Consider the following 26,514-nt stretch of genomic DNA (forward strand, 5'->3'; position numbering starts at 1 on the left):
AATAAATGATTATGAAGAATATATTCATTATAGGTCTATTGTTTTTATCCTTAGCATCCTGTCGCAAGGATCCACAGTCTGTTTTTAGTGGGCAGGATGGCGTTACCTTTTATTATAAGTCTGGACCAGAGCAGGATAGCGTGAGCTACTCCTTTAAGGCGAACGTTGTCCCAAAAACCAAAGATACCGTTTATATCAAGATGCGTCTCGTAGGCAAATTGGCTAATTATGACCGGGAGATTTCGGTGGTTGCGGATAAAGGATCCACCGCTGTAGAGGGAACGCATTTCATTCTGCCAAAAACGTTTATGCAAGCTGATTCCTTTGAAGTCAGATATCCAGTTGTCCTGCTAAATTCTCCTGATCTGGTCAGTAAGACCGTTCGGTTGGTGCTACGTGTGGCAGATAGTAAGGATCTGATCGTAGGTACCGTAGGACAAGCTGATTATAGCACAAGAAATACGGCGGTGTTTAAAATAAACTTTAGTAATAATTTGATAAAACCAGACTATTGGGATTATATCGGAGGCTATGTAGGGCCTTACAGTAATGTTCGTTATCAATTTATGATTGATGCGCTTGGTACCTCAAATTTTAGACCGAACACCAAAGGGGGACTACTTACCTATCCGGATTTTTTGAATTTTAAAGCTGTGTTGGGTACGGCTTTGAACGAGTATGAAAAGAAGAATGGCCCGTTGATGGATGAAAATAATCTCCGGATTACTTTTAACTAACAATATTAAACTGGAAAAGTATGAAATATCTATATAAAATATTAAGCATGGCCCTTATTGGGACAATGCTTTATTCCTGTCAGAAAGAAACCTATAACTATTCGGAAGTTAACACCCTTTCAATAAAGAAAGATGCTGATACCTATGAGGTACAGCAGCGAGACATATTAACTATTGACCCCGTTATTTCTACAAGCCAAACAGATGGAGGGCCTTATACCTACGAGTGGTTGGTCTATAAGGATGTTGACATAGCAGATTATAATATATCGGCAGCCAACCCACCGAATAAAGCAAAAAAGCTTTCTTCTGACAAAAAGTTAAATGTCGAAATTATGTTAGACCCAGGTGTTTACCATCTTCAGCTTACTATTACTGATAGCAAGACCAATCTGAAAACCTATGATCAGTCTACATTGACGGTCAATGGCAAGTTTTATGAAGGTTGGTTGGTCATGTCCAATACATCAGGTAAGCCAACTGTTTCCTTTGTTCGTAAGGACGGTGAAGTCTTTTTAGATGTTATTGGTTTATCAAATAAAGGAATGGCTTTGTCAGGTAAAGGACTTGCTGCTTTCTCAGGTGTGCACAAACAATTGGAAAGTGTTAATGTCTTTACAGATCAAGAGTTTTATAGTTTTAACGCCAATGATTTTTCATTGATTGGTACTTCTGGCAGCTTGATGGAAACGAAGATTGCCCCAATTAGATCACCTCATTATGCTATAAACAATATTAATTTTGATCAGTATATTGTTAGCAATGGAAGTGTTTATGGTGCATTAACCCCCTATGGTGGATTCGGAAAGTATTCATCACGTTTTAGTGGACCTGATTATTCGGTATTTCCTTTCTTCATGACAGGATCCAAGGCATATACTTTGTTCTATGATAATAAGGGCAAGCGTTTTCTGCACAACAGTTATAATACACGGTCTTTGCTCGAGTTCGCCAGTATACCTGAGGAGGTGAAGGATGGGGTGGTTACGGTGGCATACAATGTTAGCGCGGTAGGCAAAACGGCAATAGCCATTGACAAAGGAGCAAATAATGAATATTTCTTAGTGATGAAAGACGATGTTGACTATTATTTATACTCCATACTACCAGATAATGCGAGTCCGGCAGGCATGAAGCAAAAGATGACACATGTACCTGAGATTGCTAAAGCAACCTCTTTTGCCGTTTCAGAGGCGAATAAACAAATGTATTATGCTGTCGGGAATACCATTTATATCTATGATATTCTAGCCAATTCGGCTAAGGTAGCTTATCAGTTTCCGGCAAATACCTTAATCAAAGATCTCAAGATGTTTAAGAGCAAAGGTTGGAGTAAAGTTGATCCATTGTTTAATAGACGATTGACCGTAGCTACGTACAACGGCAGCGAGGGTGAATTGTATTATTTCGATCTACTTCCGATTGGAGACATCGAAAATAATACGTACAGCAAGAAGTTTGGAGGGTTTGGTGAGATCGAGCAGATTAATTACAGAAACCCTAATTTATAGAAATTACCATGCATTTACATAAAAAAGCAATCCTAGTCATCGCCTTATCAACGGCACTAGGTACCGTCAAGGCCCAGTTGGCCAAGAAAACTGACCTGACATTCAAAGATATCCAAGACCGGGTCAATGGCTTACTTGCCAGTAAAGACCCCTTGGCAAAAGATTCTATCAAATGGGAGGCCTCCCATTTGATAGAATCCAAAAATGAAGAGTACATCAAACATGGCAAATCCGTCTTTGGATTTTTAGGGGACAGTAAGTCTGTGGAGATAGCTCACCAGAACCTCTTAAAAAAGTTTCCCAAGAGTGCTTATACGGCAGGTTCAAGGTTGGATGATCTACTGAAGGATTACACTGACGAAGGCAGTTTAAACAAAGACGTCGCCGTATGGAAAAAACAGTATAAAACAGCCCTGCAGACAGCTTCGTTTGCCGATGCGAGCTATGCCAAAATAGCTGGTAAATTGCTTACCAATGGTGAGGTAGCAGGCGCTAAGACCTATGCTGCTCTGATCGTTAAAGATGCGGCAAAAGCGAATTTTGAATTTAAGCTCGCACAGCACACATTCGAACAGGGAGATATCTCCCAAAGCGCGCAACTCCTTGATGCCCTCATTAGCAAATATCCACAGGTGCTTCAGGAGAATAAATACCTTGGACAGCAAGTCTATAGCCTACAGGCTGAGATTTTTGGCAAGCAGCAGAAGTGGGCAGCGGCATTGGGGCTTGTCGAGGAGCACAATCTTCCTTTAGAGGATATCAAGTTTCAGGCCCTGATGCAGACGGGACGCAACTTTGATGCCTTCTTACTATTGGACACGCGTTTTGCAAAAACCGCATTGACACCGATTCAGGAGCGGGAGGGAGCCACACTTTTCGAGAATCTGGGAAGTACATCCAAGGAATGGGAAGCCTACAAAGTTCGTGTAGAAGCAAAGAAAACAAAGGAGAACGAGCAGCACTGGACAAGCTCCATGATCAATGAGCCTTCTATTGATTTTGAGCTCATGGATATGCAGGGGAAAATCGTCAAGTCTTCGGACTATAAAGGTAAAATTGTAGTTCTGGACTTCTGGGCTACCTGGTGCGGTCCATGTGTCAATTCCTTTCCAGGGATGCAGGCCGCGGTAGACAAGTACAAAGATGATCCGGAGGTCGTATTCCTATTTATGAATACATGGGAGCGCAGCGAAGATTATAAAACAAAGGTGAAAGCCTTTATCGAGGAGAAAGGGTATAGCTTCCATGTCGTATTTGATAAGCAAGAGGCAGGAGATGCCTTAGTCGAAAAATATGGCATTACCGGTATTCCGACAAAGATTATTATCGATCAGAACGGACGAGTGCGGTTCAAATCCTCTGGTAGCTCACCCGTGGTGAAAGAAATCGTAGACGAGATCTCGTATAAAATCGATCTCATTAGGAAGCAGAAGAACTAGAGGTTATTTAATATTGGTAGATGCAATCGCTCCGAAAGAGCTTCCTAAACTCAGCATTGAAAATGAGGCGATATATAGCTAATTTCCGGATTCGAAAGTATTCCTCTCGCGAAAAAATCAAGCTATCTTAAAAAAAGGGAGAAAAAGACTTCTCTACGAAATACCCTACAACAAAAGGCGGGTAACAGCCAATGAATCATACAGGTTAAGCCTATGGTTTATATGGTTGGAACCTGACTACTTAAAGAAGATTAGAACAAAACCGGTGTGACGGATAGAAGGATCGGTTGTATCGTCTGTTTCATCAAGAGCTCCGCTTGATTGATCGACTGCCGCAGTTGATTAATAGATCGTGGCACTTGATTCATCATCTGCATCATTTGATTGATCTACTATTGCAGTTGATTAATAGATCGTGGCACTTGATTCATCATCTGCATCATTTGATTGATCTACTATTGCAGTTGATTAATAGATTGTGGCACTTGATTCATCATCTGCATCATTTGATTGATCTACTATTGCAGTTGATTAATAGATTGTGGCACTTGATTCATCATCTGCATCATTTGATTGATCTACTATTGCAGTTGATTAATAGATTGTGGCACTTGATTCATCATCTGCATCATTTGATTGATCTACTACTGCAATTGATTAATAGATCATCGTTCTTAATTCATCATCTAGTTTATTTGATTAACTAGCTGGTGCAAAAGGACATTCAAAAATTAGATCTATGTCGCTATATAAGCACAAACACCGGCTACCAAGACCGGTGTTTGTGTTGTATTTGCTTATCGCCAAAGACTATGTGGAGTCTGGCCTTTGCGGATAGATTCTAAGGATGTTTCGAGGCGTTTCTTGACTTCCTCGGCTCCGGGTAGAAAACTGTCCTGACAGGCGATTTCCATCTCTTTGACAGCCTGTGCTTGGTTTCCGGTCTTTAACAAGAGCCCAGCATACACTGCCGCGGAAGAGAAATGGGGGAAATAAGAATTCGCCTGTTTGGCCCAATCCGTGGCCTTTTTTAAGATCTTAGGGTCGTTAGACTGGTTATAGATGTACTCGGCAGCATCCCGTAGGCTATAGGAGACACCCGACATTTCTTGATGACGCATCAGTCTTTTCATCACGGCATAGTTCGGATCAGCCACAGAGTCTGTCTTGCCTTCAAGATAAGGCTTCATATAGTCTTCAAAAGTTTTTTTGTCTGAGGCAATCTTGTCCGGAATGCCTGTTTTCATAAGCCCGTTGTCTACATAGTCTATTGCTGCAGCTTGAAGTTTGTCTACATCATGGATACCATTGTAGTACTGCATGACAGTAGCCTTTGCTATAGCCGTTTGTTCGGCCTCATTGACCTTGGATGCAACTAGCAATTTGCGGTAAGAGTCGATCATGATCGGTAGCTGATCGGCTCTTTCCTGCTCGATGATATTCTTCTGAAAATAATTGCGGATACCCGTTTCTAATATTCCTAAGGCATATTTGACAACATCTAGAGAGTCTAGCTTCTCGCGGTTATTGAAAAGGTAATTGAACCCCTCGCCGCCGGGTATGACCTGGAATGTGGGATCGGTGAAATAGACTGCGCCAAGTATCTCTTTGTCTAAAAGCTGGCTGGCGGAAAGTTTTGGCATAAGCTCTTCGATAAGATCGGCAGATGGTAGCTTGGATAATGCGCGTTTCTTCATGTAACCGATCAGAAAGTCCGTATCGCGATTGCCTTTTTCATACTCTTCGTGCCATGCCACCAATGGCTTTGGATCATTACGCTCCTGAAGGGCGATTTCGGCCTCTTGCAGAAACGGCGCCGCAGGCATATAGCCCGAAGTACGGTATACTAATCTGCCATCACCATCTACAAATAGATAGGTAGGGTACGAGCGTACGCCATATTGTTTGGCTAAAGCTACGCCTTCGCCTTTTTCGGCATCAAATTTATAATTGACAAAAGATGCGTTGAATAGCTTGCCGACATTTTCCATAGGGAATACCTCGGCAGCCATTAGCTTACAAGGTCCGCACCAGCTGGTGTAGACATCGACAAATACCAATTTGTTCTCGGCCTTGGCCCGGGCTAATAGCTGACTCCAGGTACCTTCTATAAATTGTATTCCCTGTTGTGCACTGGCCGCAAAGGAGGCAATTATTAATACCAGTGTCCCAATTAATCTCTTCATTCTATTAAAATTAAAAACCGAATATTTCTTTTATTTTATCATCAAATTGAGCGGAATCTCCGACATAGCGAGCGATGATCTTGCCTTCTTTGTCTAGGAGTATCTTTGTAGGAAAGGCTGTGATTCCGTAGGCTTTTACAGCATCAAATTCGGCTATACCTTCGTTATTGAGTACCTGTACCCATGTCATCTGATCTTCTTCGATCGCTTTTTTCCAGATACGCTTATTGTCTTCAAGACTGCTACGCTGTTCGTGTGCTATACCTACGATCTCTAGACCGTGGCTTTTGTACTTGCTATACAGCTCACGTAGGTGTGGGTGTGAATCCCGGCATGGCCCGCACCAGCTGCCCCAAAAGTCCAGTAGTACGTATTTGCCCTTGAGGGTCTCGAGGTTGACTGACTGTCCGTTGATATCTACCTTTTGAAGAGCAATGGCTTGTTTGCCTATTGCGGTAGCATCCATGCTGGCAATCTTACTTTTTATAGCCTGTGCGTAGCTGCTGTTTTTATGGGCTTGCCCCAATTCATTAAAAGCAGATTTTAGCTCATCCAAAGAAAGTGAATTGACCATGCCAGAAAGGAAGTACATGCTGACTAGTGACTGCGGATGCTTCTTAATAAAGCTATGTTGTAGGGAGCTGTTTTTCTCCGCGTTGGCCTGACTGATACGGCTAGACTCTTTGAATAGGGAAGAGTCGCCCGAAAGATCGAAAGCTTTGTAGGCTTTTTTTAACAATGTCCAGTTCTGGTCCTCGATCTGGTTCTGTTTTTCTTTGATGGTCGCCCATTCTGAATTCTCTTTGCCGCCTTTTACTTTGGCCAAATGTACTTTGTCTACGGTTCCTGTAATCTCGATGGTGGCATTGGATAGGAAAAAACTGAGGGATGGGCCAGGAATGAAGCCTTGGCCTGTGGCGATCATCGATGCAGGATTGCCCCGGAAACCTAGGTGAGCGAGAACAGGTTCCTTTACCGTGCCCTTGAATACAGCCCAACCGTTTTCGACTACATAGCTCGTGTCTACAGTGTAGCCATCTCCAGATGCGAAAGCTAAGTACATAGTGTACTTCTTTGGATTGTCTATTTTGGTCTTGACCGTATAAGAGTTCTGGGCCTGCACGCCAAGGAAACTTCCTAGAAAGGATAGGAATATTAGGAGTTTTTTCATGTTGTTTTTATTTTAAAAGTTCTGTTAGGCGTTCAATTAACTCTTCACCACGCAGATTTTTGGCAATGATAATACCATTGGCATCCAGTAGGTAGTTTTGAGGGACTGCTCGCACACCGTAGGTCGCAGCTACTTCATTTTTCCAACCTTTTAGGTCACTAACGTGAAGCCACTGTAGGCCGTCGTCTTCTATCGCTTTAAGCCATGCATCCTTTTTGCTATCGAGGGATACGCCTAGTATCTCGAAGTTTTTATCTTTGAATTGTGCATAGGCTTTAACCAAATGTGGGTTCTCACCGCGGCATGGTCCACACCAGCTAGCCCAAAAATCGACAAGAACATATTTACCCTTCAGAGAAGAAAGAGCAATTTTTTTGCCCTCTGCCGTTTCTTGACTAAAGTCTATCGCTGGCTGACCGATATCCAATGATTTGGCCAAGTTTAGCTCTTTTAAAGCTGCCTTTCCTTTGTCGGTGTTGCGGAGACGCTCGCTCAGGCTATTAAATAGTGGTTCGAACGTTGCCGGATTAATCATGCCAGTTTGAGACATCACCATGTCAAAGCTGACATAGGAGTCTGGGTGTGATTTGATAAAACTATCGTCCACCTTGTTCATTTCCATGCGGATGGCCCGAAGCTGTGGGAATAGCTCATTTTGGCCCTTTTCATCGTTTTTTTCGAAGAGCTCGCGCATCTTTTCGCTTAGTGGGGCCATTTGGTCCTGTAATGGCTTGAGTTGTTGCTGTAATGAGAGAAAGTCCTTTTGTGTGGGGCCGCCCGAAATCGTAGCGCTCTTTATTTGATCAGTGCCCTTCACGACAATTGTGGAAGCTTCTAGATAGAATTCTTGGTTATCAATCGCGGCCATTTCGTCCATAGTTGTTGGTTGGAACTTTTCATGGGTCGATTTTAGGCGCAGACCTGCACGGGTGGGCTGGTCTATAGTACCTTTTAAAGAAAAGACTCCTTTTTTAATAACTGTCGAGTCGGTTATCTCCTGCCCATCTGCTGTGGTGTAATTGAGGATTATTGTTTTTTGATCGCTGCTGGGGTTTAGTTTTCCGCTGATCGTAAACTTTTGTGCATGTGCTACGGAGATTATTCCGAAGCACACTGCGATGTATTTTAAGCTGTTTTTCATCATTTTATGGGTTATTGTTCATTCCTGGGTTCTGTATCATAAGTTTTTCCGGAAAACGTAGGACTAACCGTTCGGGTTTTAAAGTGAAAGTTTTACCGACTTGTCCCGAAGCCTCGTATAGGATATGGTTGTATCCAACTGTCGATTGGTAGATCGGGTCTACAGAGAGTCGACGCATATCATACCAACGGTATCCCTGGCCTGCAAATTCGCGAATACGTTCTTCTAATATAAAGCGAACGAGATTCTCTTGATTATTACCTACACTGCTTGGTACAGCTGCGTATTGCTGCGCCATGCGATGTTTGCGCAAGAACTCTACATCAGCTATTGACTCACTAAGCTTGCCTAACCTAGCCAAACATTCGGCGCGCATCAGATAAATGTCTGATAATAGCATGCCCATCTGAGTAGCAATAGGGCCTATTCTACGATGCAGGCCATTGGGGTACGTGTCTCCCATAAAAGCTGCATTTGCGTAGAAATTTAGTCTTAGGTCTGTAGATGTATAGAGATCTTTAGTCTCAGGAGTGATCACGATCTCAGAGTCGGTAAAAGCCCAATTATTGATAAATTGTTTTGCAAACAGATTCTCTGCATTATCTGAAGTAGATGGATATTCTGGGCCAAATAAACCGATGGGCATAAATTCACCATCAGGCGCAAAAGTAAGGTTGTAATCGTATAAGTTGACGGGAATTTGGGCGGAGGCAATCTTTCTCAAAGATGCTGATAGTGCCCGTTCTGCTTCTTCAAATTTACCCATTTCTATATAGACTTTGCCCAACAGCGCCTCTGCAGTAGGTTTTGACATGCGAAACCTATGATAAGGACCATCGGGGAGATCGGGTATACTGGCTGTTAAATCTTCGACAATAAAATCGTAGACCTCTTGAACGCAGGCTCTGTTAAACTCGGTCTTGGTGACATCCGCGTTTTTAATAATAGGAATGCCGAGGTCAGTAGCTGCTGTAGAAGCATCATAAGGTTTGCCATAGTAATTGATTAGTAAATGATAAGTCCAAGCGCGCCCCGCTCGTGCCTCGGCTAGGATGGCTTTCTTTTTTTCCTCTGTACCGCCTGTAGCCTTGTCAATCTCGGAGATTATTTTATTGAATAAGTAAATATTATTCATAGGGACCCCCATTTCGGGAGCATCCTCGTCGGGCTCGTATACGACATCGTCCCAACGAAATAAGCGCTGAGTACGTAACTCTGCTCCTGAAAAGAAAGGTTCTATGGCAGAAACTTCATCACCCATTAATACCTGAGCATCAGTATACATGTTTAATAGATCCAAATTGCTAAGTAAAAGGTCATAATCTGCCACTGATTTAGCAATGAGCTTGCCTTTAGGGGTAATCTCTAAAAATTCTTTAGAACAGGAAAGGCTTAAGCAAAGTAAAGATGCTATACCTATCGTTTTTATTTTTAAAAATGAGGTCTTCATAATAAATTCTTTCTTACCAATAGTCTGTTAAAAATTGACATTTACTCCAAACGTAACCGATCCCTGTCCAAAGCGATAATTCTGAGTATGCACCATCTGATCTACGGCATAAAGTTGAGACGCGGTTGGTGTTCGGAGTCCGCTATGAGCGTCGTGAAACTCAGGATCTATATTATAGGAGTTCGCTTTCCAGAGCATGATATTAGATACCTGTAGACGTAAACTGATATCATCGGTCTTTATCTTACGGCATACGGTCTCTGGAAGACGATAAGACAGCGTGATGTCGCGTAATTTAATATAGGAAGCACTTACTACGTTGATATCCCCTTTTCTATAATAATCGGCATCTCTTCTAGAATCACTTTCTGATTGATTTGGAACGTAAGCCGGCACATTGGTGAAAGCTTCGTCTCCTGGTTTTCTCCAACGGTCTAAGAAGTCTGGATGTAACTGTCCTCCAGTAAATCCTGATTGACTACTTCCACTAAGGACATTTCTGTGTTTTGTCATCCGACCAGCATAGTAGCCTTCCAAAATATGATTTGGGCCTACATCTCTACGCATAGCATGCCCTAGATTAAAGGAAGCATTGGCGGCTAGTGTGAAATCTTTGTATCTAAAGGTATTGGTCAGTCCTCCACTCCATATAGGCTGAAAGGTACCCATATAAAGAATGTCTTCCGGTGTAGCAACGCTACGAGTTTTAGTAATACTACCATCAGCGAGACGGATCTGTGGGTCCCCTATATTATCTAAGCCTGCATACTCGTAAGCGAATAAGGAAAACGCAGAATAACCAGTAGCATATGAAGCGTTAATTTTTTGACTTCCAGTCGTAAGTGCGGTAGGGTCGTTAAGTTGGGTGATTTTATTCTTATTGTAGGCTAGTACTAAGCCTGTGCTCCACGAAAAATTATTTTTTCGAATATTTATTGAATTAATGTTGAATTCAATGCCATTGTTTTGCATGTCCCCATAATTGCCCACGATACTGGAGTAGCCAGTGAAACCGTTGACGGTCATCATGCCAAGAAGATTTTCTGTTTTCTTGCCATACCAATCAATGGAGCCAAAGATCCTACTGTCCAAAATAGAGAAATCAACGCCTAAATTGAGCGTTTTGGTAGACTCCCAGGTCAATTTCGGATTAGCAGCTGTTGCGATGCGGAGGCCTTTTCCATTCATTAAGAATCCGCTGTTTTGTGCCATCAATATATCATAAGAAGAAGCTGTGCCTGGGAGTGGAGAATTTCCGGTAATACCATAGGTAGCACGTAAGGCAAGGTTGTTTGTCCAATTCCAGTTCTTTGCAAACTCTTCTTCGCTAAGAATCCACTTTGCTCCAGCGCTCCATACCAGTCTATTTTGGGCAGACTTGTCCATCCCGAACAAGTTACTCTTATCAACCCGCCAGCTACCATTTAGGGTATATTTGCGATTTAAGGTATAGCCTAAATTACCATAGTAAGAAGTAAAGCGTATTTCGGTCTCGGTCTGGCGGAAAGGGACATCCCATAATATACTCTTGCCTAGGTTGTTCGCAATAACGGGATTTGCTACTCCACTAGTACGTAGTCTTTCGTAGTCGAGGTAGGCGTAGGTTTGCAGGTCGAGATCGTAACCTCTCACTTTGCTTTCGTTTGTAAGGAAAAGCTGGCTCTGTGCTTCTTGACCTACTAATATAGTAAGCTGGTGCATTCTGTCTGCCCAGTCTTGGTCATAGATTAACTGGTTGCGCACGGTCCAGTTCTGCATGTTGTTCTGATAAGCACTATAGGTGCCACCTGTAGTGGGGAGAATGTGTTTTGGTGCTGCACCAGGAGAGGGAACTGTAGTGAACTCGGCCAATTCTGTGCGGTTTAGATAGCTTTTGGCATCATCATAAGATGTGCGTCTGTTGGTTCCTTTTATGTAGCCATAAACCCCCTCAAAGCGCAGCCCTTTATATAGATCTATTTTAGCACCGGTAGTAATGCGGGCATTCCAACCATTATTTTTCGTGAAACCATAGTCCATTTCATTTAAGGGGATATAATTGAGATCTACACCGCTTAGGCTTTCCCAGTTGGCACGAACCGATTCGCTACCATAGCCGATATATGGTGTGGCAATTGGATTGCCATTGGCATCCTTGAATAGTTGGTAAGGATAAAAACGATAATCTATGGTCTGTGTACGTTTTGCCGAAGAGGTATTGTTAGTCAAATCGGTGATCAGGTACATTTGTAGCCAATTATTGAACTTGAAATCCTGTCTAAGGTTGATCTTGTAAGTATCATTGGCTTCGCCTGGCCGAGGAGATACAGTATTGGTATAAGCTGCAGACCCGTAGAATGAATGTTTTTGACCACCTCCTCGTAGTGACAAAGAATGGTTCATAACCGAGGCATTGCGGTAGAATAAATCTTTGATCTGCTGGTGGTTATTGAGAGAGGATAGGCTATCAAGACTGCGATCTGCCTGTGCCTGCGTGATAATTCCCCGATATTGGTCGTATAATATCTGCTCATGCGGAGCTATTCCTGAGCTGCCGGAGCCAGTAGAGGCCGAGATCTGTGACCAGGGATAGAGTACAGGATTAAACATTTCTTTAGCCGCTTGTATAAACTGTGCACTGGATAGGGTAGGAATATAGTCTAGATCGGGCTTTCCTTGAAAATTCATAAAGGCATTGTAGTTGATATGTAGCCGCTCGCTAAAACCACCCTTTTTGGTGGTAATAACGATTACACCATTGGAGGCCCTTGCACCCCAAATAGAAGCCGCAGTAGCATCTTTTAAAACGGTAATATTCTCTACGTCTTGAGGGTTAATGTTGGATATGTCATCTATAGCGATACCATCCACAACATACAGCGGATTACGGTTAGTGCCTTGGTAATCACCGTATGTGCCTTCAATTCCAATAGTGGATAGACCACGAATTAATAAAGGGTTGTTGGTCCCAGGAGCGGTATTGACAGTTAGTCCCGGTACGAGCCCATCTAATCGCTGCAGGATGTTCATACTGCTCGAACGGTCGGCAATAACAGCCATATCGGGATTTGAATACGACCCCGCACTACGCTCTTTGGAGATTTTCTGATAGCCTGTGTTGACCACATTGACAGCATCTAAGTCTTCTACGCGGTTTTTTAACACGACGATAATCCCCGATCCATATTTGTCTATCGATTTTATTTCATGGTAGTAACCTAATAGTCTGCAATTGAGACGATCACCGATTGCAGCTTCGATGCGGAAACCCCCTTTGCTATCGGTCTGTGTGCCTTTGTCTTTGCCTTCGATCACGATGGTTACACCTACTAGTGGATTGCCCTTTTCATCCAGTACAGTACCGACGATGATTCCTTGTTGGCGTTGATCGGTGGTAATAGCCTCTTTTTTGGATTCTTTGCGTTTTACAGTTACGATTTTGTCCGTAATGCTGTAGGACAGTTGGTGGGCGCTTAAGATATGCTGAAGTGTTTCGTCCAGACTTTTGTTTTGAATATTTAGATTCAAAGGAGCTACTTGTTTGATCAATGATTCGTCATATACAAAATCATAACCTGTCTGCTTTTTGATTTCTCCAAAGGTTCGTTCTAGCGAAATACGATCGGCACGAAGCGATATCCGCTGTGCGAGTGTGACCGCCTGTAACTGAAAAATGCCTATAAGCAAGAAAAGTACGGATAGTTTCATAATTCGGATTACTCTTCCAATCGAGGCATAGGAGTCCCTTCCCCCGTATTTTGTAATAAAAAATTTATACATTTGAATGGGATAATTAGTTAGTAAATTGTGTCTTGCAATTTTTTTCGATATTCCAATATAGAACCGGGCGTGTTACGAGCACTTCCGGTTTTTTGGGAATTATAGTAGCGTTATGGCCCTCTTTTTTGTTTCATCTTTAATTCGGTTTTTTATTTGACTAGTATCGTTTTTCCATCGAATTCAAATGCGATGCTATTGGTCGATTCCATTGCCTTCAGTACGCTGGATAGGCTGTTTTTTCGGGATATACTTCCTCCTATTTTGAGGTGCACGGGTGCAGTGCTAGCATAGGCTATTTCTACATCGTACCAGCGTGCCAGTTGGCGCATGGTGGTCTGTAGATTCTGGCCTCTAAAGATAAAGTCATCATTCTTCCAGGCCATTACCACATCTGTATCTGCATCACGGGTATGTAGCTCCTCTTCCGTCAAAACGGCTTGCTTGCCCGGGGATAGGGTGACCGAACGGAGCTTGTCGGCAGAGGTCACTTTGACCGCACCTTCCAATAGTGTGGTCTTGATGGACGGCTCGTCAGGATAGCTGTTGATGTTGAAATATGTGCCTAATACTTGTACGACCTGTTGTCTACTGACAACTCTAAATGGTTTACCTATTGCTTTTGAAACTTCAAAGTATGCTTCGCCATCCAATTCTACGACACGTTCATTGGTGAGGAATCGGCCTGGATACCGTAAGGTGGAAGCTGCATTGAGCCATACTTTGGTACCATCAGGCAATGTGATGCGGTATTGCCCACCTCGAGGGGTATTGATGGTGTTCAGTTTGGTTGCCAGAGGACTATCCGCAATAGGTGATCCGTCGGCGTATTTGACCTGATTGTCCACGATGGTGATTCCCTCTTCATTTTCCTTTAGCTCGATAAGCTGGCCGTCGGCTAAGGTCAGCGTGGCCTGTGTGCGACCTGGTGAAGGGTCGTTGACAACGGTATTTGTGTCTGAGGGGTATGTTGGAGTGGTGGTCAGTCCCCAATGTGCTATTGCCCATCCGGCCACGATAAAGACGGCTGCAGCTGCGGACCAGCGCAGGATCGGGAAGCGTCTGCGGATGGCAGGACTGTGTCCGTCTTGGTGAAGCTGTATATGGTTGTGTATAGACTCATCAATACGATGCAATACCTGCTCCTCGGAAACCGTAACGGGAGATATGTCTTCTTCAACAGTGTCGAAGCTGGTATCGATCAGTTGCTTGAGGTCCTCTTCCGAAGAAACGTCAAAATATTTGAATAGATCATCTGTCTCCTTGACCGATGTCTTTCCATTGATATACCTGTGATATAGTGATCGGATGTGGTTATTCTTTCCCAATGTTAGCTCTTATAAAATTTAGGGTCTATAATGCTATTACGTTTTGAAAAGAAGGAATCACTACAAGTAGCGATAAAATTATTTGAAAAATGTAGAACAAATTCCGCTTATGAGGATAAGGTTCTGATACTTAGTCATAAATTCTTGTATCTTTTTTGAGGCGCGGGTCATGTGGGTGCTAATGGTGTGTACCGAAATACCAAGTTCTAGAGCCACTTCTTTATAAGACTTGCCTTTCATCTTGCAGAGGGTATAAATCTGTCGCTGCTGCTCGGGCAGGCTCGATATAGCCTGATCTAAGATGTTTTGGGTTTCTTTTAGAAACAGCCAATCATCGGTAGGGTTTTGTTCGTTGAGGACCAATAGTCTAATCTCGTCTTGAAGACGCTCATCGCGGGCCACCTTACGGTAAAAGTCATAGAGTATATGTTGAGCGATGCGGTAAAGATAGGATTTGAAAGATTGCTCGGGATCGATCAACGCTCTTTTGTCCCATATGCGTACAAATACATCCTGTGTCAGTTCTTCAGCGAGGTGTTTAATACGCACCATCTTGAGCAACTTGCGGTAAATGGGCAGTTTGAAGATGTCATAGAAATAAATAAAGGCGCGCTGGTCTCCGTTCCGAAGTCGGTGCAGGTAGTCTAATTCGCTATCGTTGTCCAGCAGGGTCATTTATCCAGTTCAATGTGCTAAAGAAGGCTATTTATAGGATACTATAAGTAGAATGGTTAGCTGTGAATAAGCAAATATAACATCTGCTGCGGTAAAACCAAAGGAGGGAATAAAAGTAAGGTTTGGGGATGGAAGTAAGTTAAGTAGGGCTAGAAAATGGTTTTGATATCGCGGTGCAATTATATTGCGCATAAAAGTGAATTTATGTAGGTTTGTGATTATCTATTCAGTTATAATATGGCTAAAGCAATGAGCGACCCTTCTTGGATTGAAAGGTTGGCGGCTGGTGATCAGCATGCTTTTGCCGATTTTTATGAATGCTATTGGCAGCAGGTATATAATAAGGTGTACCGTAAAATCCAACAAGTCGAGGCGACAGAGGATATTGTGCACGACCTATTCTTGAGTATATGGAAGAATAGAAGCCGAATCCACGAGGTGCTGAATATGTCTGCTTACCTAATGAGCGGTGCGCGATACCTGACCTTCAAATACCTTGATAAGGAAAAAGGCATCCATATGGATATGGAAAATATCGAGTTGATATTGCCAGACCCCCCACTGGAAGATCGGCTACACTACCGATACATACTCGATCTGGCACATGAAGAAATCGAAAATCTGCCCGAGAAATGCAAACTTATCTTTAAAGAGAGCCGATTCAATCACAAGACTATTGACGAAATAGCGATGGAATATGGCTTGTCTAAAAGCACGGTCGAGAACCAGATCAATAAGGCGATAAAAAGAATTCGATTGAAAACCAGTGGGTTTTATGCTTTTTTGTATTTATATCTCTAATTTTTGTGTTTCCGCGTAGGTGCTGGGTTTAATTTGAGGCACTATATAGTAAGTAACCCATATAATACCTGATATGCCTCTTTCAGAAAAGAATAAAAATATACGAAAGGCCTATTTTGATGGATTTGAAAATCCGGAAGAATTTAAAACGCTGAGCACTTGGTTCGATTCGGTGGAGGGGGAAGTTATACCCGATCCTCTACAACAGGAGCGGAGTAGAGCAAAAATACGTAAACGCTTACTGAAAAGTATAAAAAATGAATCTCCAAAATCTACCGTAACCTATCTAAGGCCACTACTACGTGTTGCAATGGTTATTGGGGTAGTGGGGATCGCTGCTTGGGGCTTCCGTTACTACACAAACAATAGCTATAAGGAACTGGATGCTGATGCTATTGCACAGATCATGCCTGTGCAGGATTCTATCCGATTGACATTTGAAGATGGTAAAGTGGTTCTGCTTTCGCCGGACAGTGGAACTAACCGCACTATAGGCGGTTCTCAGGCCATTATAGACGGGGAGCTGATCTATAATGCTTCATCGGATGCGGTTGTCAATAATATTGTGACTACCCCCAGAGGTAATATATTTAGAATAAACCTTCCTGATGGTACCAGGGTGTGGATGAATGCCAAAAGTGAGCTTTCCTTTCCATCTCGATTTGTGGGACCTGAGCGCAATGTGCGTTTGCAGGGAGAAGCATATTTTGAAGTCGCAGAAGACGATAAGCAACCTTTTGTGGTGGCATTTGCTGATCAGAAGGTGAGGGTGCTAGGGACGCATTTTAATATAGCAGCGTATGGGGATAGAACACAGCGGACGACATTGATGGAAGGTAGCGTACAGCTGGAGCGTGGAGCCGAAAAGATCTCTCTATTGCCTAATGAGCAGGTTATCGTCGTTGGCGATAGGCTGCAAAAGAAAACGGTAGACGCCTCGGAATATAGCGCGTGGAAGGATGGATATTTTGTATTCCATAATGCGACGCCCAACCAGATTATGGAAGAGCTCAGCCTCTGGTACGATTTGAAGATAAAGTCTGATGTAGGGGGCTCTAAAGAGCGCTTTAGTGGTAAGATAAGTCAACGAATGAACCTGGCAGAGATTCTGGAGGTACTCCAGGTGGCTGGAATTCACTTTAAAATAGGAGAGAATAAACTCAAGTATAAAGAAATCGAATTCCAGAAGTAGTCACTCTAAATTATATATTACTAACATAACTAATTAACCTAATGAAAAAGTACACTAAAGCTCGACCAAGAGAATTGGAGTCGACAGAGCCGTTGGCGACGAGGCGGGGACAAGAATGGTATTCGCAAGGGAATTTGTTAGGGGAAATCCAAAAGGTATATCCTGCAAAAGGGAGTTGGAAAACGCGACTTTCTGTTGTTCTGCTATCGACAGCCCTACTCCAAATGCCTATGCCGATTCAGGCTCAAAAGATAACCTTGAATCTCAAAGAGGCGTCTATTAAACAGATTTTCCAACAGATGGAGAAGCAGTCCGGTTACAGCTTTTTTTATAAAGATGTGGATGTGGCCGAATTCAAAAGGAGAGGTGTATCTTTTAACAATACTGACCTCAATCAAGCATTGGAGTCGATCTTGGCTCCGTATGGTCTGGAGTGCGAAATAGTGAATAAGACGGTGGTTATTAAGAGGGCAGCCCCAGTTAATACGGGTGCGGTATATCGTACTTCGCAACATCAACAACAGACCGGTAAGGTTGTTGACGAATCGAGAAATCCTATTCTCGGAGCGGTAGTTACGGTAAAAGGGGGGAAAGCAGTGGTATCGACCACGAGTGGTGGAGCTTTTTCCATCGATGCTAAAGAAGGGGACGAACTGATTATCTCCCATATTTCTTATTTCTCTAAAACCGTTAAAGTGGGAGGTGGAAATTTGAATATTGTATTACAGGCTAATGATAACCTCATTGAGCAGGTTGTTATAACCGGTTATACCGATTATAAAAAAGGTAAAAGCGCAAGTGCTACAGCTTCGGTACAAGCGAAAGATATTGGAGGGGTGCCTATGGGATCTTTGGACCAGGTGCTTCAAGGTAAAGTACCGGGTATGAGTGTGGTGTCGAGTTCTGGGCAACCGGGGCAGAGTGCTGCTGTAGTGATAAGGGGAATAGGGTCTATTCGGGGGACTACAACGCCATTATATGTAATGGATGGGGTGCCTATTGAAGGGAACGCGTTTCAGGCAATCAACCCGGAAGATATTGAAAACGTGAATGTTTTAAAGGATGCTTCGGCCAAAGCGCTCTACGGCTCCCGGGGATCAAATGGTGTGGTGGTAATAACGACGAAAAAGGGAAGAAAAGGAGGATTGAATGTTAACTATAGCTCGCAGTATGGCTTCTCCACATTGACGAGGACGGCTTTTGAAATGATGGATTCCAAAGAACGGCTCCGCTTTGAGGAAGAGGTCGGACTGGAGACAGGCCGGGATATAGGCCCTGGATGGAGACTCTCTCCAAGAAAGCCCAACTATAATACACAGTCTGCAGCATGGCAGAAGGATGCTATGCAAGCGTTGGATAGTTTGCGGATTATGGATACCGATTGGCGGGATTTGTTCTTTCAGGATGGACGTTTTATGGAGCAGCAGCTCAGCTTAAGTGGAGGTAACGAAAATGTGCAGACCTATAATTCGTTGAGCTTGTGGAATGAAGATGGTATTGTCAAAGAGACCGGAATGAACAGGTATACCTTGCGGAGCAATACCAATATGAATTATGGTAGGTTTACTGCTGGGATAAATCTAAGCTTAGGCTATTCGAACTCCCGTGCTACGTATAATGAGGGAGGGACAGGAGTCGGATCGCCTATGGCATCGGTTTATTATGCGCTTCCTTATGAGTATCCATATACGGCTGATGGGGTTTTTTATGCGACCGATACAGACCATCCGTTCTATGATACGCGCGAAGGTAGCAGAGGGGTTGATGTGTTGTATGGGACCTCCGACAAAACGAATCAATTTAAAACGATATTGGGCCTGAATATGGCATATGAAATCATGCCTGGCTTGAAAGTGTCTACCCGTGCGGGTGTTGATTTTAGAAATTCTGAGTTGCAGGGATTCGTTAATCCACTTTCTTATATCGGACAGAATCAATTTGGGAAGAAAGGTTCGTTTGGCGAAGGGTACAATAGGAATTTTAATCTGGTGTCTACGTCTGGTCTGACCTACAACAAAACGATTGATTTGCACGATTTTGAAGTATCGGGATTCTTCGAATATATCCAGAGTAATTATAAAGCATTTGGTTATACAGGCTATGGGTTGGATGATCGTCTTCCGGAATCACCGAAAGCGATTACGGTAAGCCCCGCTTTTCTTCCTGACTTGAATGGAAGTCGGGATGCGACCGCTCTATTATCTTATATGGGGGTCGGGCGTTATACTTATGATAATAAATATACTGTGACAGGAAGCTACCGCTATGATGGAGCTTCTCTGGCTTCCGTGCCGAGTAAAAATCGCTGGCATGGATTTTATTCCTTTGGATCTGCCTGGGATGCAAAACAAGAGGATTTCTTACGTGACAATGAATTCATACCGGTACTAAGGTTGCGGGCCAGCTACGGGCAGACAGCAAGTCCACTAGTCTCTAGTTTTGGCCATATGTCGTTGTTCTCTGTGAATACATCCTACGGAGGTCAACAAGGAATTCGTCCTGCAAATCTGGCAAATCCCGATTCGGATTGGGAATATGTCAATGAGTTTAATACCGGATTTGATATCGGGCTTTTTCGTGGTCAACGATTAAACCTGACGGTCGATTATTATAATAAAATAACCCAGAATATGTTCTTAGATCTGCAACCCTCTGCGACAGCTGGGATGGGTGCAGGGGTTACGATTCCGTTGAGTTCAGGAAGAATGGGAAACAAGGGGATCGAATTTGCGTTGAATGGAGATATTATAAAGAATAAGGACATCACTTGGAATGTAGGCGTAAATGGTGCGTATAACCAGAATAAGATATTGCGGGTTAGTGATGTCTCGGACGTGTTGATGGATGGTGATACCCGAATTATACAGGTCGGACTCCCTTATGGCACGTATTACGGACCGCAATGGGCAGGGGTGAATCCTGAAAATGGAGATGCACAATATTACAATAGGGATGGCTCGATCACGAATGTCTACGATTCGGATGGGCAATCTGTGCCGTTGTCTGCAAGTCGGTTTCCTAAATTTACGGGAGGGATTACAACGAACTTCCGTTGGAAGGATTTAACCCTGAGTGCATTGTTGTCTTTTGTGTCAAATGTTGATCGCTGGAATAATATCGATTTCTATATCGAGAATCAGGCGTACATGACGAGTAATCAGAGTAAACGGATGTTGTACGACCGTTGGAAAAAACCTGGCGATGTTGCAGTACTACAGCGGGTAGATGTTCCTCGTAATTTTACGTCCAAGGATATTCAGGATGCGTCCTTTATGCGTTTGCGGAATCTGCAGTTGAATTATAGCATTCCGGTTTCGTTATTTGGGAAAACTATCTTTAAAACAGCCAATATTTTCGTGCAGGGACAGAATCTCTTTACCTGGACGACATGGCGAGGGCTGGATCCTGAAAATAATCGACAATATGGGCGGTTTGAGTACCCGAATGCCCGAAAGTATACAGCAGGTATCAATGTTAATTTTTAACCGGACTTGAACGAGTTCATGAGATAATTTAGAGCGTTATGAATATCAAAAATATAGTTGTTTTACTCGCATTGTCAGGTACTGTTTTGCAGTCATGTAGCAAGTTGGATCTACCTCCGGTAGATCAGATCGATGCCAGTAAAGCATTCCGTAATCTGGAAGATGTAAATATGGGAGTTTTGGGGGCTTATGCTGTACTAAACTCGGGCTGGATTGATGCAGTCGCTGTTGTGGCTGATGAAGCAATGCTCCCTACAGAGAATACAGTCTCTAATACCTCCTCACACCGATGGATTTATGACTCATCGTCGGGGTCTGTCACGTCTGCTTTTTATGACTTGTATATGCCTGTTGGTAGAGCCAATTTAGTATTAGAAGCCATTCCAAAACTTAGTATTGGCTCGGGCGAACAGAATCTTTTGAATCAATATCAGGCTGAACTACTCGCTTTGAGGGCTTACAGTCATTTTGAACTCCTAAGGGGTTATGCGTCCTCTTATGCACCGGATGGAATGGGTGTCCCTTACATGAAAAAATATGAGGTCACTTATCCCGGAAGGCCTACAGTACAGTCTAATTTTGACGATATTTTTGCCGATCTGAAAGCGGCAAAGGAGCTGATGCCGGATGGATTTAGTGATAATAGCCGTATCACGAAAACGGCAATATCAGCGATTCAGGCACGGGTAGCATTATATGCCAAAAAATGGGACGAAGCATCGAGTTTTGCCACAGAAGTAATTGCGAAGGAACCGTTGGCTCCGAAGAATGATTTTGGGAAGATATGGAAGGATGAAAGCCAAGCAGAACTGGTGTGGAGGTTGCCCCGCTTGATCGGAGAATCCCGGGTTGGCGCTGCTTTTTATCGGGAGACAGGGGATATTGTACTATATGCTCCATCCTTCAAACTAATCAATCTATTTGGAACTACGGTACAGCGTAATGATGATGTCCGCTTTGTGAGCTATATCAAATATGATGCAAATCGGCCTACTGGAAAATCCCAATATTCGGTTGAAAAGTATACCGGAGGTAAGGCGGGTTACCGTGGCCTGGCCGATATCAAGCTCTTTCGCACCGCTGAGATGTATCTAATACGTGCCGAGGCAGAGTTGGAGAAGGGTAATGGTGCGACAGCTCTTTCTGCAGGAGCTAAAGACCTCAATGATCTGCGGGCTGCGCGTATCTATAATTATATAGCTCAGAATTTCGTGGACAAACAAAGCTTGTTAAATGCTATTTATAATGAGCGATTTAAGGAGCTTGCTTTTGAAGGACATCGATTTTTTGATCTGAAGCGAAGAGGTCTTCCTGTAGAGCGTACGGCACAGGATGCTATTAATACGGTGGGAGCGATAAAATTGGAGCCTACGGCTGCTCAATATTGCTTCCCGATCCCAGCAGAGGAGATGAAGGTTAATAAGAGTATGGAACAGAATCCAAATTACGGTGGTAAATAGAAGGGGGATTATGAAAAATATTGGTTTTCTTGTTGTATTTGGTGCAATGTCGCTGTTTACTTCTTGTCGGAAGGACAATACACCTAACCCGTTTGATCCGAATGCACCAAAGCCGACTAAACCTGTGGCGCGCCCAGCTTCTATAGGTATTGTCGGAGATACCGCTGATGTGACTACCTCAACACAAGCGGGAGTCGTCATCATGGGTGGGGGAGCTGATGTGGATGCAGCCCTAAAGTGGATGATCGCCCGTAGTGGTGGTGGGGATGTTGTCGTGATTCGAGCGACAGGTACGGATGCTTATAACGCTTATATTAAGGGATTGGGTACAGTCAATTCGGTGGAAACATTAAAAATAGACTCGCGCAAACTCGCTGATGATGCGGGGGTGGCACATATCATCCGGAATGCGGAGATGCTCTTTATCGCAGGTGGGGATCAGGCGGATTATGTGGGGTACTGGAAAGGAACGAAAACGATGGCGGCTATTAATTATCTGCTGACAGAGAAAAAGGTGCCGGTCGGAGGGACGAGTGCTGGTGCGGCTATTCTAGGTAACTACTATTTCAGTGCGGAAAGAGGTGGTGTGGAATCGGCTGATGCGTTGGTGAATCCTTATGGACCAAGAATTAGTATAGGAAGAGATGATCTGCTGAAAGCTCCTTTCTTACAAAACGTAATCACGGATCAGCATTTTACCCAACGTGACCGGCAAGGACGATCTGCCGTGTTCTTAGGGCGTATCATGAAGGATTGGAATAAGGCACCTTATGGTATTGCGGTAGATGAAAAGACTGCGGTCTGTATTGATGCGAACGGAATGGCTGAAGTGTTAGGTACTAACAGGGCTTTTTTCTTAAAAACTGATGGTAGTAAGAAGGCGGAGGTATTTGAGGATGGTAAGCCAGTAACTTGGAATAATGGAGGAAAGGCCATAGAAGTGACTGCAATCGCTGGAACAGCAACAAATAATAAGTTCAATATGACCACATTTGAACCTGCTAGTACGGCAGGTTGGGAAAAATACTGGTGGTCAGTTGTAAATGGAAACTGGAGTCAGTCGGCTCGTTAAATAATAGGATCTGAGATGAAGAATATTTTTAGAATTTTTTGTTTGGTGGGGGCGGCTAGTGCGGTATTGTCCTGTACTGATCAGGCGGTGAAGACAGACGAAACCAAGTATGTAATGGTGATTCACGGTGGGGCAGGTACAATTGAAAAGCAGCATATGACACCTGAAAAGGAGGCAGCTTATACGGCTGCGCTGACGGAGGCGCTACAAAGTGGTTATGATTTATTAAAAGAAGGTAAATCGTCTATGGATGCGGTGCAGGCTGCTGTCAATGTAATGGAAAACTCGCCCCTCTTTAATGCTGGAAAAGGTGCGGTATTTACCAATGAGGGTAAGAATGAATTGGATGCCTCTATCATGGATGGTAAAACGCTAAAGGCAGGTGCGGTAGCTGGTGTCACGAATATAAAGAATCCGATCAATGCGGCTAGAGCTGTCATGGATAAGTCTGAGCACGTGATGATGGTCGGAAAGGGGGCAGAATTGTTTGCGGCATCCAATGGATGTGACACGGTGCCGGCTTCTTATTTCTTTACGCAAGAACGTTGGGATCAGTTGCAACGGACCAAACGCGAGGAAGAAACGGGGCGGGCAGCTTTTAATGACGCTGACATCCGTAAGAGCCGAATCTCTGGTGTAGCGGATGCGGACAAAAAGTTTGGTACGGTCGGAGCTGTTGCGTTGGATAAAGATGGAAATCTTGCTGCAGGAACGTCTACAGGTGGTATGACCAACAAACGATACGGTCGTGTGGGCGATTCGCCGATTATTGGAGCGGGTACATATTGTAATAACTTGACTGCTGGTATATCCAGTACCGGCTGGGGCGAGTATTATATTCGAGAAGTTGCGGCCAATAGGGTGTCAGCACTTATTGAACTGAAGAAACTGTCGATTGAGGATGCAACAAAGCAAGTGATCGATGAAATCGGTAAAATGGGAGGTGACGGGGGGATCATCGGCCTAGATAAATCGGGTAAGGTGGCTATGACATTTAATACCTCTGGTATGTATCGCGGTACGGTGGATGAAAATGGTAAAATATCGGTTTATATCTATAAGTAATGAAAGGAAATTTTAATATAAAATATAGTATGATGGTTGCTTTCCTGTTGCTGACAGGATGCATCTTTGGACAGTCTAAAGGGAGTCTCTTTATTATTGGAGGAGGGGACCGTTCGGACGCTCTGGTAAATACATTGGTGAAGACGGCTAATCTTAAGGCATCCGATTACATCGTCATCCTGCCTATGGCAACGAGTATTCCGGAAGAGTCTGTGGAGTTCATCAGTGGACAGTTGTTACAGCACTGCCAGAATCCAATTGCAAGTTTCAACTTTACACGGGCAGAAGCGAATGAAAGACAATCTTGGATAGATTCGGTGCAGCACGCACGGTTGATTTATATAACAGGTGGTGACCAAAATAAGTTTATGAATGTGGTCAAAGGGACGAAGCTTTATGATGCGTTGCATAAAGCCTATGCGCAGGGAGCGACTATTTCAGGGACAAGTGCAGGAGCGGCAGTAATGTCTGCGATTATGTTTACCGGAGAGGAGAAAGCCGGTGGAAGTTTTAAGGAGGTCAAAAAAAATAATGCAGAGACGGCTCAAGGGATGGGCTATCTGACGGAGGCAATTATTGATCAGCATTTTATCATAAGGAGCCGCTATAACAGGCTGCTTAGTGTCTTGGCGGATCACCCAGACAAGATGTTGATCGGAATAGATGAAGCGACTGCGATTATTGTGAAGGGGAAAAAAGCGACTGTAGCAGGAGATAGTCAGGTGGTCGTGGTGTCGGCTCCTAAAAAATTGAAGGTATTTGGTAAGGATAAGGTTTCTTTTGAAAACGCAGCATTCTCCCTTTTTTCAGAGGGACAGAGCTTTAATATAAGATAGGATATCACGGTTGAACTAATAATATAACTTAAATATTATGAACATGTTGAAAAGAGTATTGCCTACGCTGTTGGTTGTGCTGGTCACAATGGTAGGCTGTAAAGACAAAAAATACAACTTTGACGATCTAGGAGAGCCAGTGAAAAGTTTTTTTACTGTCAAGGGAACAGAGTTTAAAATTAACGAGGCTATTGAATTTGCTAATGGTTCCGAGAGCGCGGAAACCTATCTTTGGGATTTTGGTGACGGAACGAACTCTACGGAGAAAGCACCTTTAAAGACGTATACGGCTCCGGGAGTATATACTGTTAAATTGAAAGCAGTAGGGGCAGGAGGAACGGGAAACTATTCGGTGGACTTAGCAGTAATTGATCCAGATGCGGTCATCGATACGGATAAGGAACTCTATTTTATAGAATATGGAAGCAAATTGATACGTAAGGTGTCGCTTGTGCCGGGGTCTGCAGCCGAAACGGTTATTAATATGACCGGTAAGGAAGGGCATGGCATGGCTTACGATGCGGTAAATGAAAAAATTTACTACTGTGATTTCCAAAATTCAGGATCGGGCAAGGTGTGGCGTATGAATGCGGATGGCAGCAATGTGGAAGAGCTTCTCTCGGGATTAGGTGCTCCTTATGGGGTGGCGATCAATCTTGCTGATAATAAGATGTATATAGCAGATGGTGCAAATGTGTCACGCGCGAATCTGGATGGTAGTGGATATGAGAAGGAGTTTATCAAAGTAGTGGGTGGATCAATGCGGGCGATTGGTTTCAACAGCAAAACCGGATTTATCTACTATTATGATGTGAATGAAGAAAATCTACATGTAGCGAAGGCTGATGGAACAGGAGGAAGTATACTCATCGCAGGAGCCTATGGCTATGGTATGTATGTCGATGAGATCAATGAAAAGATCTATTATGATGATCGGAATGCAGGAGGGCTTATGCGGGCTGATCTGAATGGCTCAGGCATTGTGAAAATAGCTACATTCTCCGGTAATAGAGGAGGCTCAGGTATGACAGTAGATCATACCGCGAATAAAATATATTGGGCGGAAACGAATAACGGAATTATCAAGAAGGCAAATCTAGACGGTACAGAAATCGAAACGGTGCTGTCGGGAGTCAATAATCCGAGAGGAATGTTTGTTAAATAATAAACGGTCGTAGTGCGTAGGTTTTACGAACGCACGTCACTGTT

At 43.5% G+C, this 26,514-nt stretch carries 19 protein-coding genes; 12 read left to right on the forward strand and 7 right to left on the reverse strand.

From position 1 onward, the window contains the following. Positions 1 to 11 precede the first annotated feature (11 nt). The 4 genes from CLV99_RS22750 to CLV99_RS22765 all read left to right on the forward strand — a co-directional run bounded on the left by CLV99_RS22750 (position 12) and on the right by CLV99_RS22765 (position 4,394). On the forward strand, positions 12 to 737 hold the full coding sequence (locus CLV99_RS22750) for a DUF4843 domain-containing protein (RefSeq protein ID WP_162850197.1): 726 nt from the start codon (positions 12 to 14) through the stop codon (positions 735 to 737). 20 nt (positions 738 to 757) lie between these two features. Beyond that, complete coding sequence (locus CLV99_RS22755) at positions 758 to 2,248, forward strand: PKD-like family lipoprotein (protein ID WP_133586829.1); 1,491 nt, start codon at positions 758 to 760, stop codon at positions 2,246 to 2,248. 8 nt (positions 2,249 to 2,256) lie between these two features. Further along, positions 2,257 to 3,687, forward strand: coding sequence for a TlpA disulfide reductase family protein (locus tag CLV99_RS22760; protein ID WP_133586830.1), 1,431 nt, complete (start codon positions 2,257 to 2,259; stop codon positions 3,685 to 3,687). Between the two features lie 287 nt (positions 3,688 to 3,974). Further along, positions 3,975 to 4,394 (forward strand): hypothetical protein, encoded by a 420-nt coding sequence (locus tag CLV99_RS22765; protein WP_133586831.1) that lies wholly within the window; start codon positions 3,975 to 3,977, stop codon positions 4,392 to 4,394. Positions 4,395 to 4,484: 90 nt separating this feature from the next. On the opposite strand, the gene CLV99_RS22770 is transcribed toward CLV99_RS22765, so the two are convergent. From CLV99_RS22770 to CLV99_RS22800, 7 genes are all read right to left on the reverse strand, one after another. Then, positions 4,485 to 5,873 carry a thioredoxin family protein gene (locus CLV99_RS22770; protein WP_133586832.1) on the reverse strand — a complete coding sequence of 463 codons (1,389 nt, stop codon included), beginning with the start codon at positions 5,871 to 5,873 and terminating at the stop codon, positions 4,485 to 4,487. Between the two features lie 10 nt (positions 5,874 to 5,883). Beyond that, the gene (locus CLV99_RS22775) at positions 5,884 to 7,044 is read right to left on the reverse strand and encodes a TlpA disulfide reductase family protein (protein WP_133586833.1); all 1,161 of its coding nucleotides are present in this window, start codon (positions 7,042 to 7,044) and stop codon (positions 5,884 to 5,886) included. Between the two features lie 7 nt (positions 7,045 to 7,051). Further along, positions 7,052 to 8,188, reverse strand: coding sequence for a TlpA disulfide reductase family protein (locus CLV99_RS22780; protein ID WP_133586834.1), 1,137 nt, complete (start codon positions 8,186 to 8,188; stop codon positions 7,052 to 7,054). A gap of 1 nt (position 8,189) precedes the next feature. Further along, complete coding sequence (locus tag CLV99_RS22785) at positions 8,190 to 9,635, reverse strand: RagB/SusD family nutrient uptake outer membrane protein (RefSeq protein WP_133586835.1); 1,446 nt, start codon at positions 9,633 to 9,635, stop codon at positions 8,190 to 8,192. A gap of 27 nt (positions 9,636 to 9,662) precedes the next feature. Further along, the gene (locus CLV99_RS22790; protein WP_162850198.1) at positions 9,663 to 13,322 is read right to left on the reverse strand and encodes a SusC/RagA family TonB-linked outer membrane protein; all 3,660 of its coding nucleotides are present in this window, start codon (positions 13,320 to 13,322) and stop codon (positions 9,663 to 9,665) included. A gap of 221 nt (positions 13,323 to 13,543) precedes the next feature. Then, positions 13,544 to 14,719 (reverse strand): FecR family protein, encoded by a 1,176-nt coding sequence (locus tag CLV99_RS22795; protein ID WP_133586837.1) that lies wholly within the window; start codon positions 14,717 to 14,719, stop codon positions 13,544 to 13,546. Positions 14,720 to 14,797: 78 nt separating this feature from the next. Further along, positions 14,798 to 15,394, reverse strand: coding sequence for an RNA polymerase sigma factor (locus tag CLV99_RS22800; RefSeq protein ID WP_133586838.1), 597 nt, complete (start codon positions 15,392 to 15,394; stop codon positions 14,798 to 14,800). Positions 15,395 to 15,631: 237 nt separating this feature from the next. Here CLV99_RS22800 and CLV99_RS22805 point away from each other — a divergent pair, with 237 nt between their 5' ends. The 8 genes from CLV99_RS22805 to CLV99_RS22840 all read left to right on the forward strand — a co-directional run bounded on the left by CLV99_RS22805 (position 15,632) and on the right by CLV99_RS22840 (position 26,470). Continuing rightward, positions 15,632 to 16,195 carry an RNA polymerase sigma factor gene (locus tag CLV99_RS22805; protein WP_133586839.1) on the forward strand — a complete coding sequence of 188 codons (564 nt, stop codon included), beginning with the start codon at positions 15,632 to 15,634 and terminating at the stop codon, positions 16,193 to 16,195. A gap of 73 nt (positions 16,196 to 16,268) precedes the next feature. Beyond that, positions 16,269 to 17,387, forward strand: a complete 1,119-nt coding sequence (locus tag CLV99_RS22810; RefSeq protein WP_133586840.1) for a FecR family protein — start codon at positions 16,269 to 16,271, stop codon at positions 17,385 to 17,387. Positions 17,388 to 17,428: 41 nt separating this feature from the next. Then, complete coding sequence (locus tag CLV99_RS22815) at positions 17,429 to 20,872, forward strand: SusC/RagA family TonB-linked outer membrane protein (protein ID WP_133586841.1); 3,444 nt, start codon at positions 17,429 to 17,431, stop codon at positions 20,870 to 20,872. Between the two features lie 38 nt (positions 20,873 to 20,910). Beyond that, on the forward strand, positions 20,911 to 22,332 hold the full coding sequence (locus CLV99_RS22820) for a RagB/SusD family nutrient uptake outer membrane protein (protein ID WP_133586842.1): 1,422 nt from the start codon (positions 20,911 to 20,913) through the stop codon (positions 22,330 to 22,332). 10 nt (positions 22,333 to 22,342) lie between these two features. Then, positions 22,343 to 23,404 carry a cyanophycinase gene (locus tag CLV99_RS22825; RefSeq protein ID WP_133586843.1) on the forward strand — a complete coding sequence of 354 codons (1,062 nt, stop codon included), beginning with the start codon at positions 22,343 to 22,345 and terminating at the stop codon, positions 23,402 to 23,404. 15 nt (positions 23,405 to 23,419) lie between these two features. Next, complete coding sequence (locus CLV99_RS22830) at positions 23,420 to 24,469, forward strand: isoaspartyl peptidase/L-asparaginase family protein (RefSeq protein WP_133586844.1); 1,050 nt, start codon at positions 23,420 to 23,422, stop codon at positions 24,467 to 24,469. Beyond that, positions 24,469 to 25,305, forward strand: coding sequence for a cyanophycinase (locus CLV99_RS22835; protein WP_246032837.1), 837 nt, complete (start codon positions 24,469 to 24,471; stop codon positions 25,303 to 25,305). The genes CLV99_RS22830 and CLV99_RS22835 overlap by 1 nt, the downstream gene beginning before the upstream one ends. A 43-nt stretch (positions 25,306 to 25,348) precedes the next feature. Then, positions 25,349 to 26,470, forward strand: coding sequence for a PKD domain-containing protein (locus CLV99_RS22840; RefSeq protein WP_211348632.1), 1,122 nt, complete (start codon positions 25,349 to 25,351; stop codon positions 26,468 to 26,470). Positions 26,471 to 26,514: the final 44 nt, after the last annotated feature.

The organism is Sphingobacterium yanglingense, from assembly GCF_004363245.1.
GTDB classification, from domain to species: domain Bacteria; phylum Bacteroidota; class Bacteroidia; order Sphingobacteriales; family Sphingobacteriaceae; genus Sphingobacterium; species Sphingobacterium yanglingense.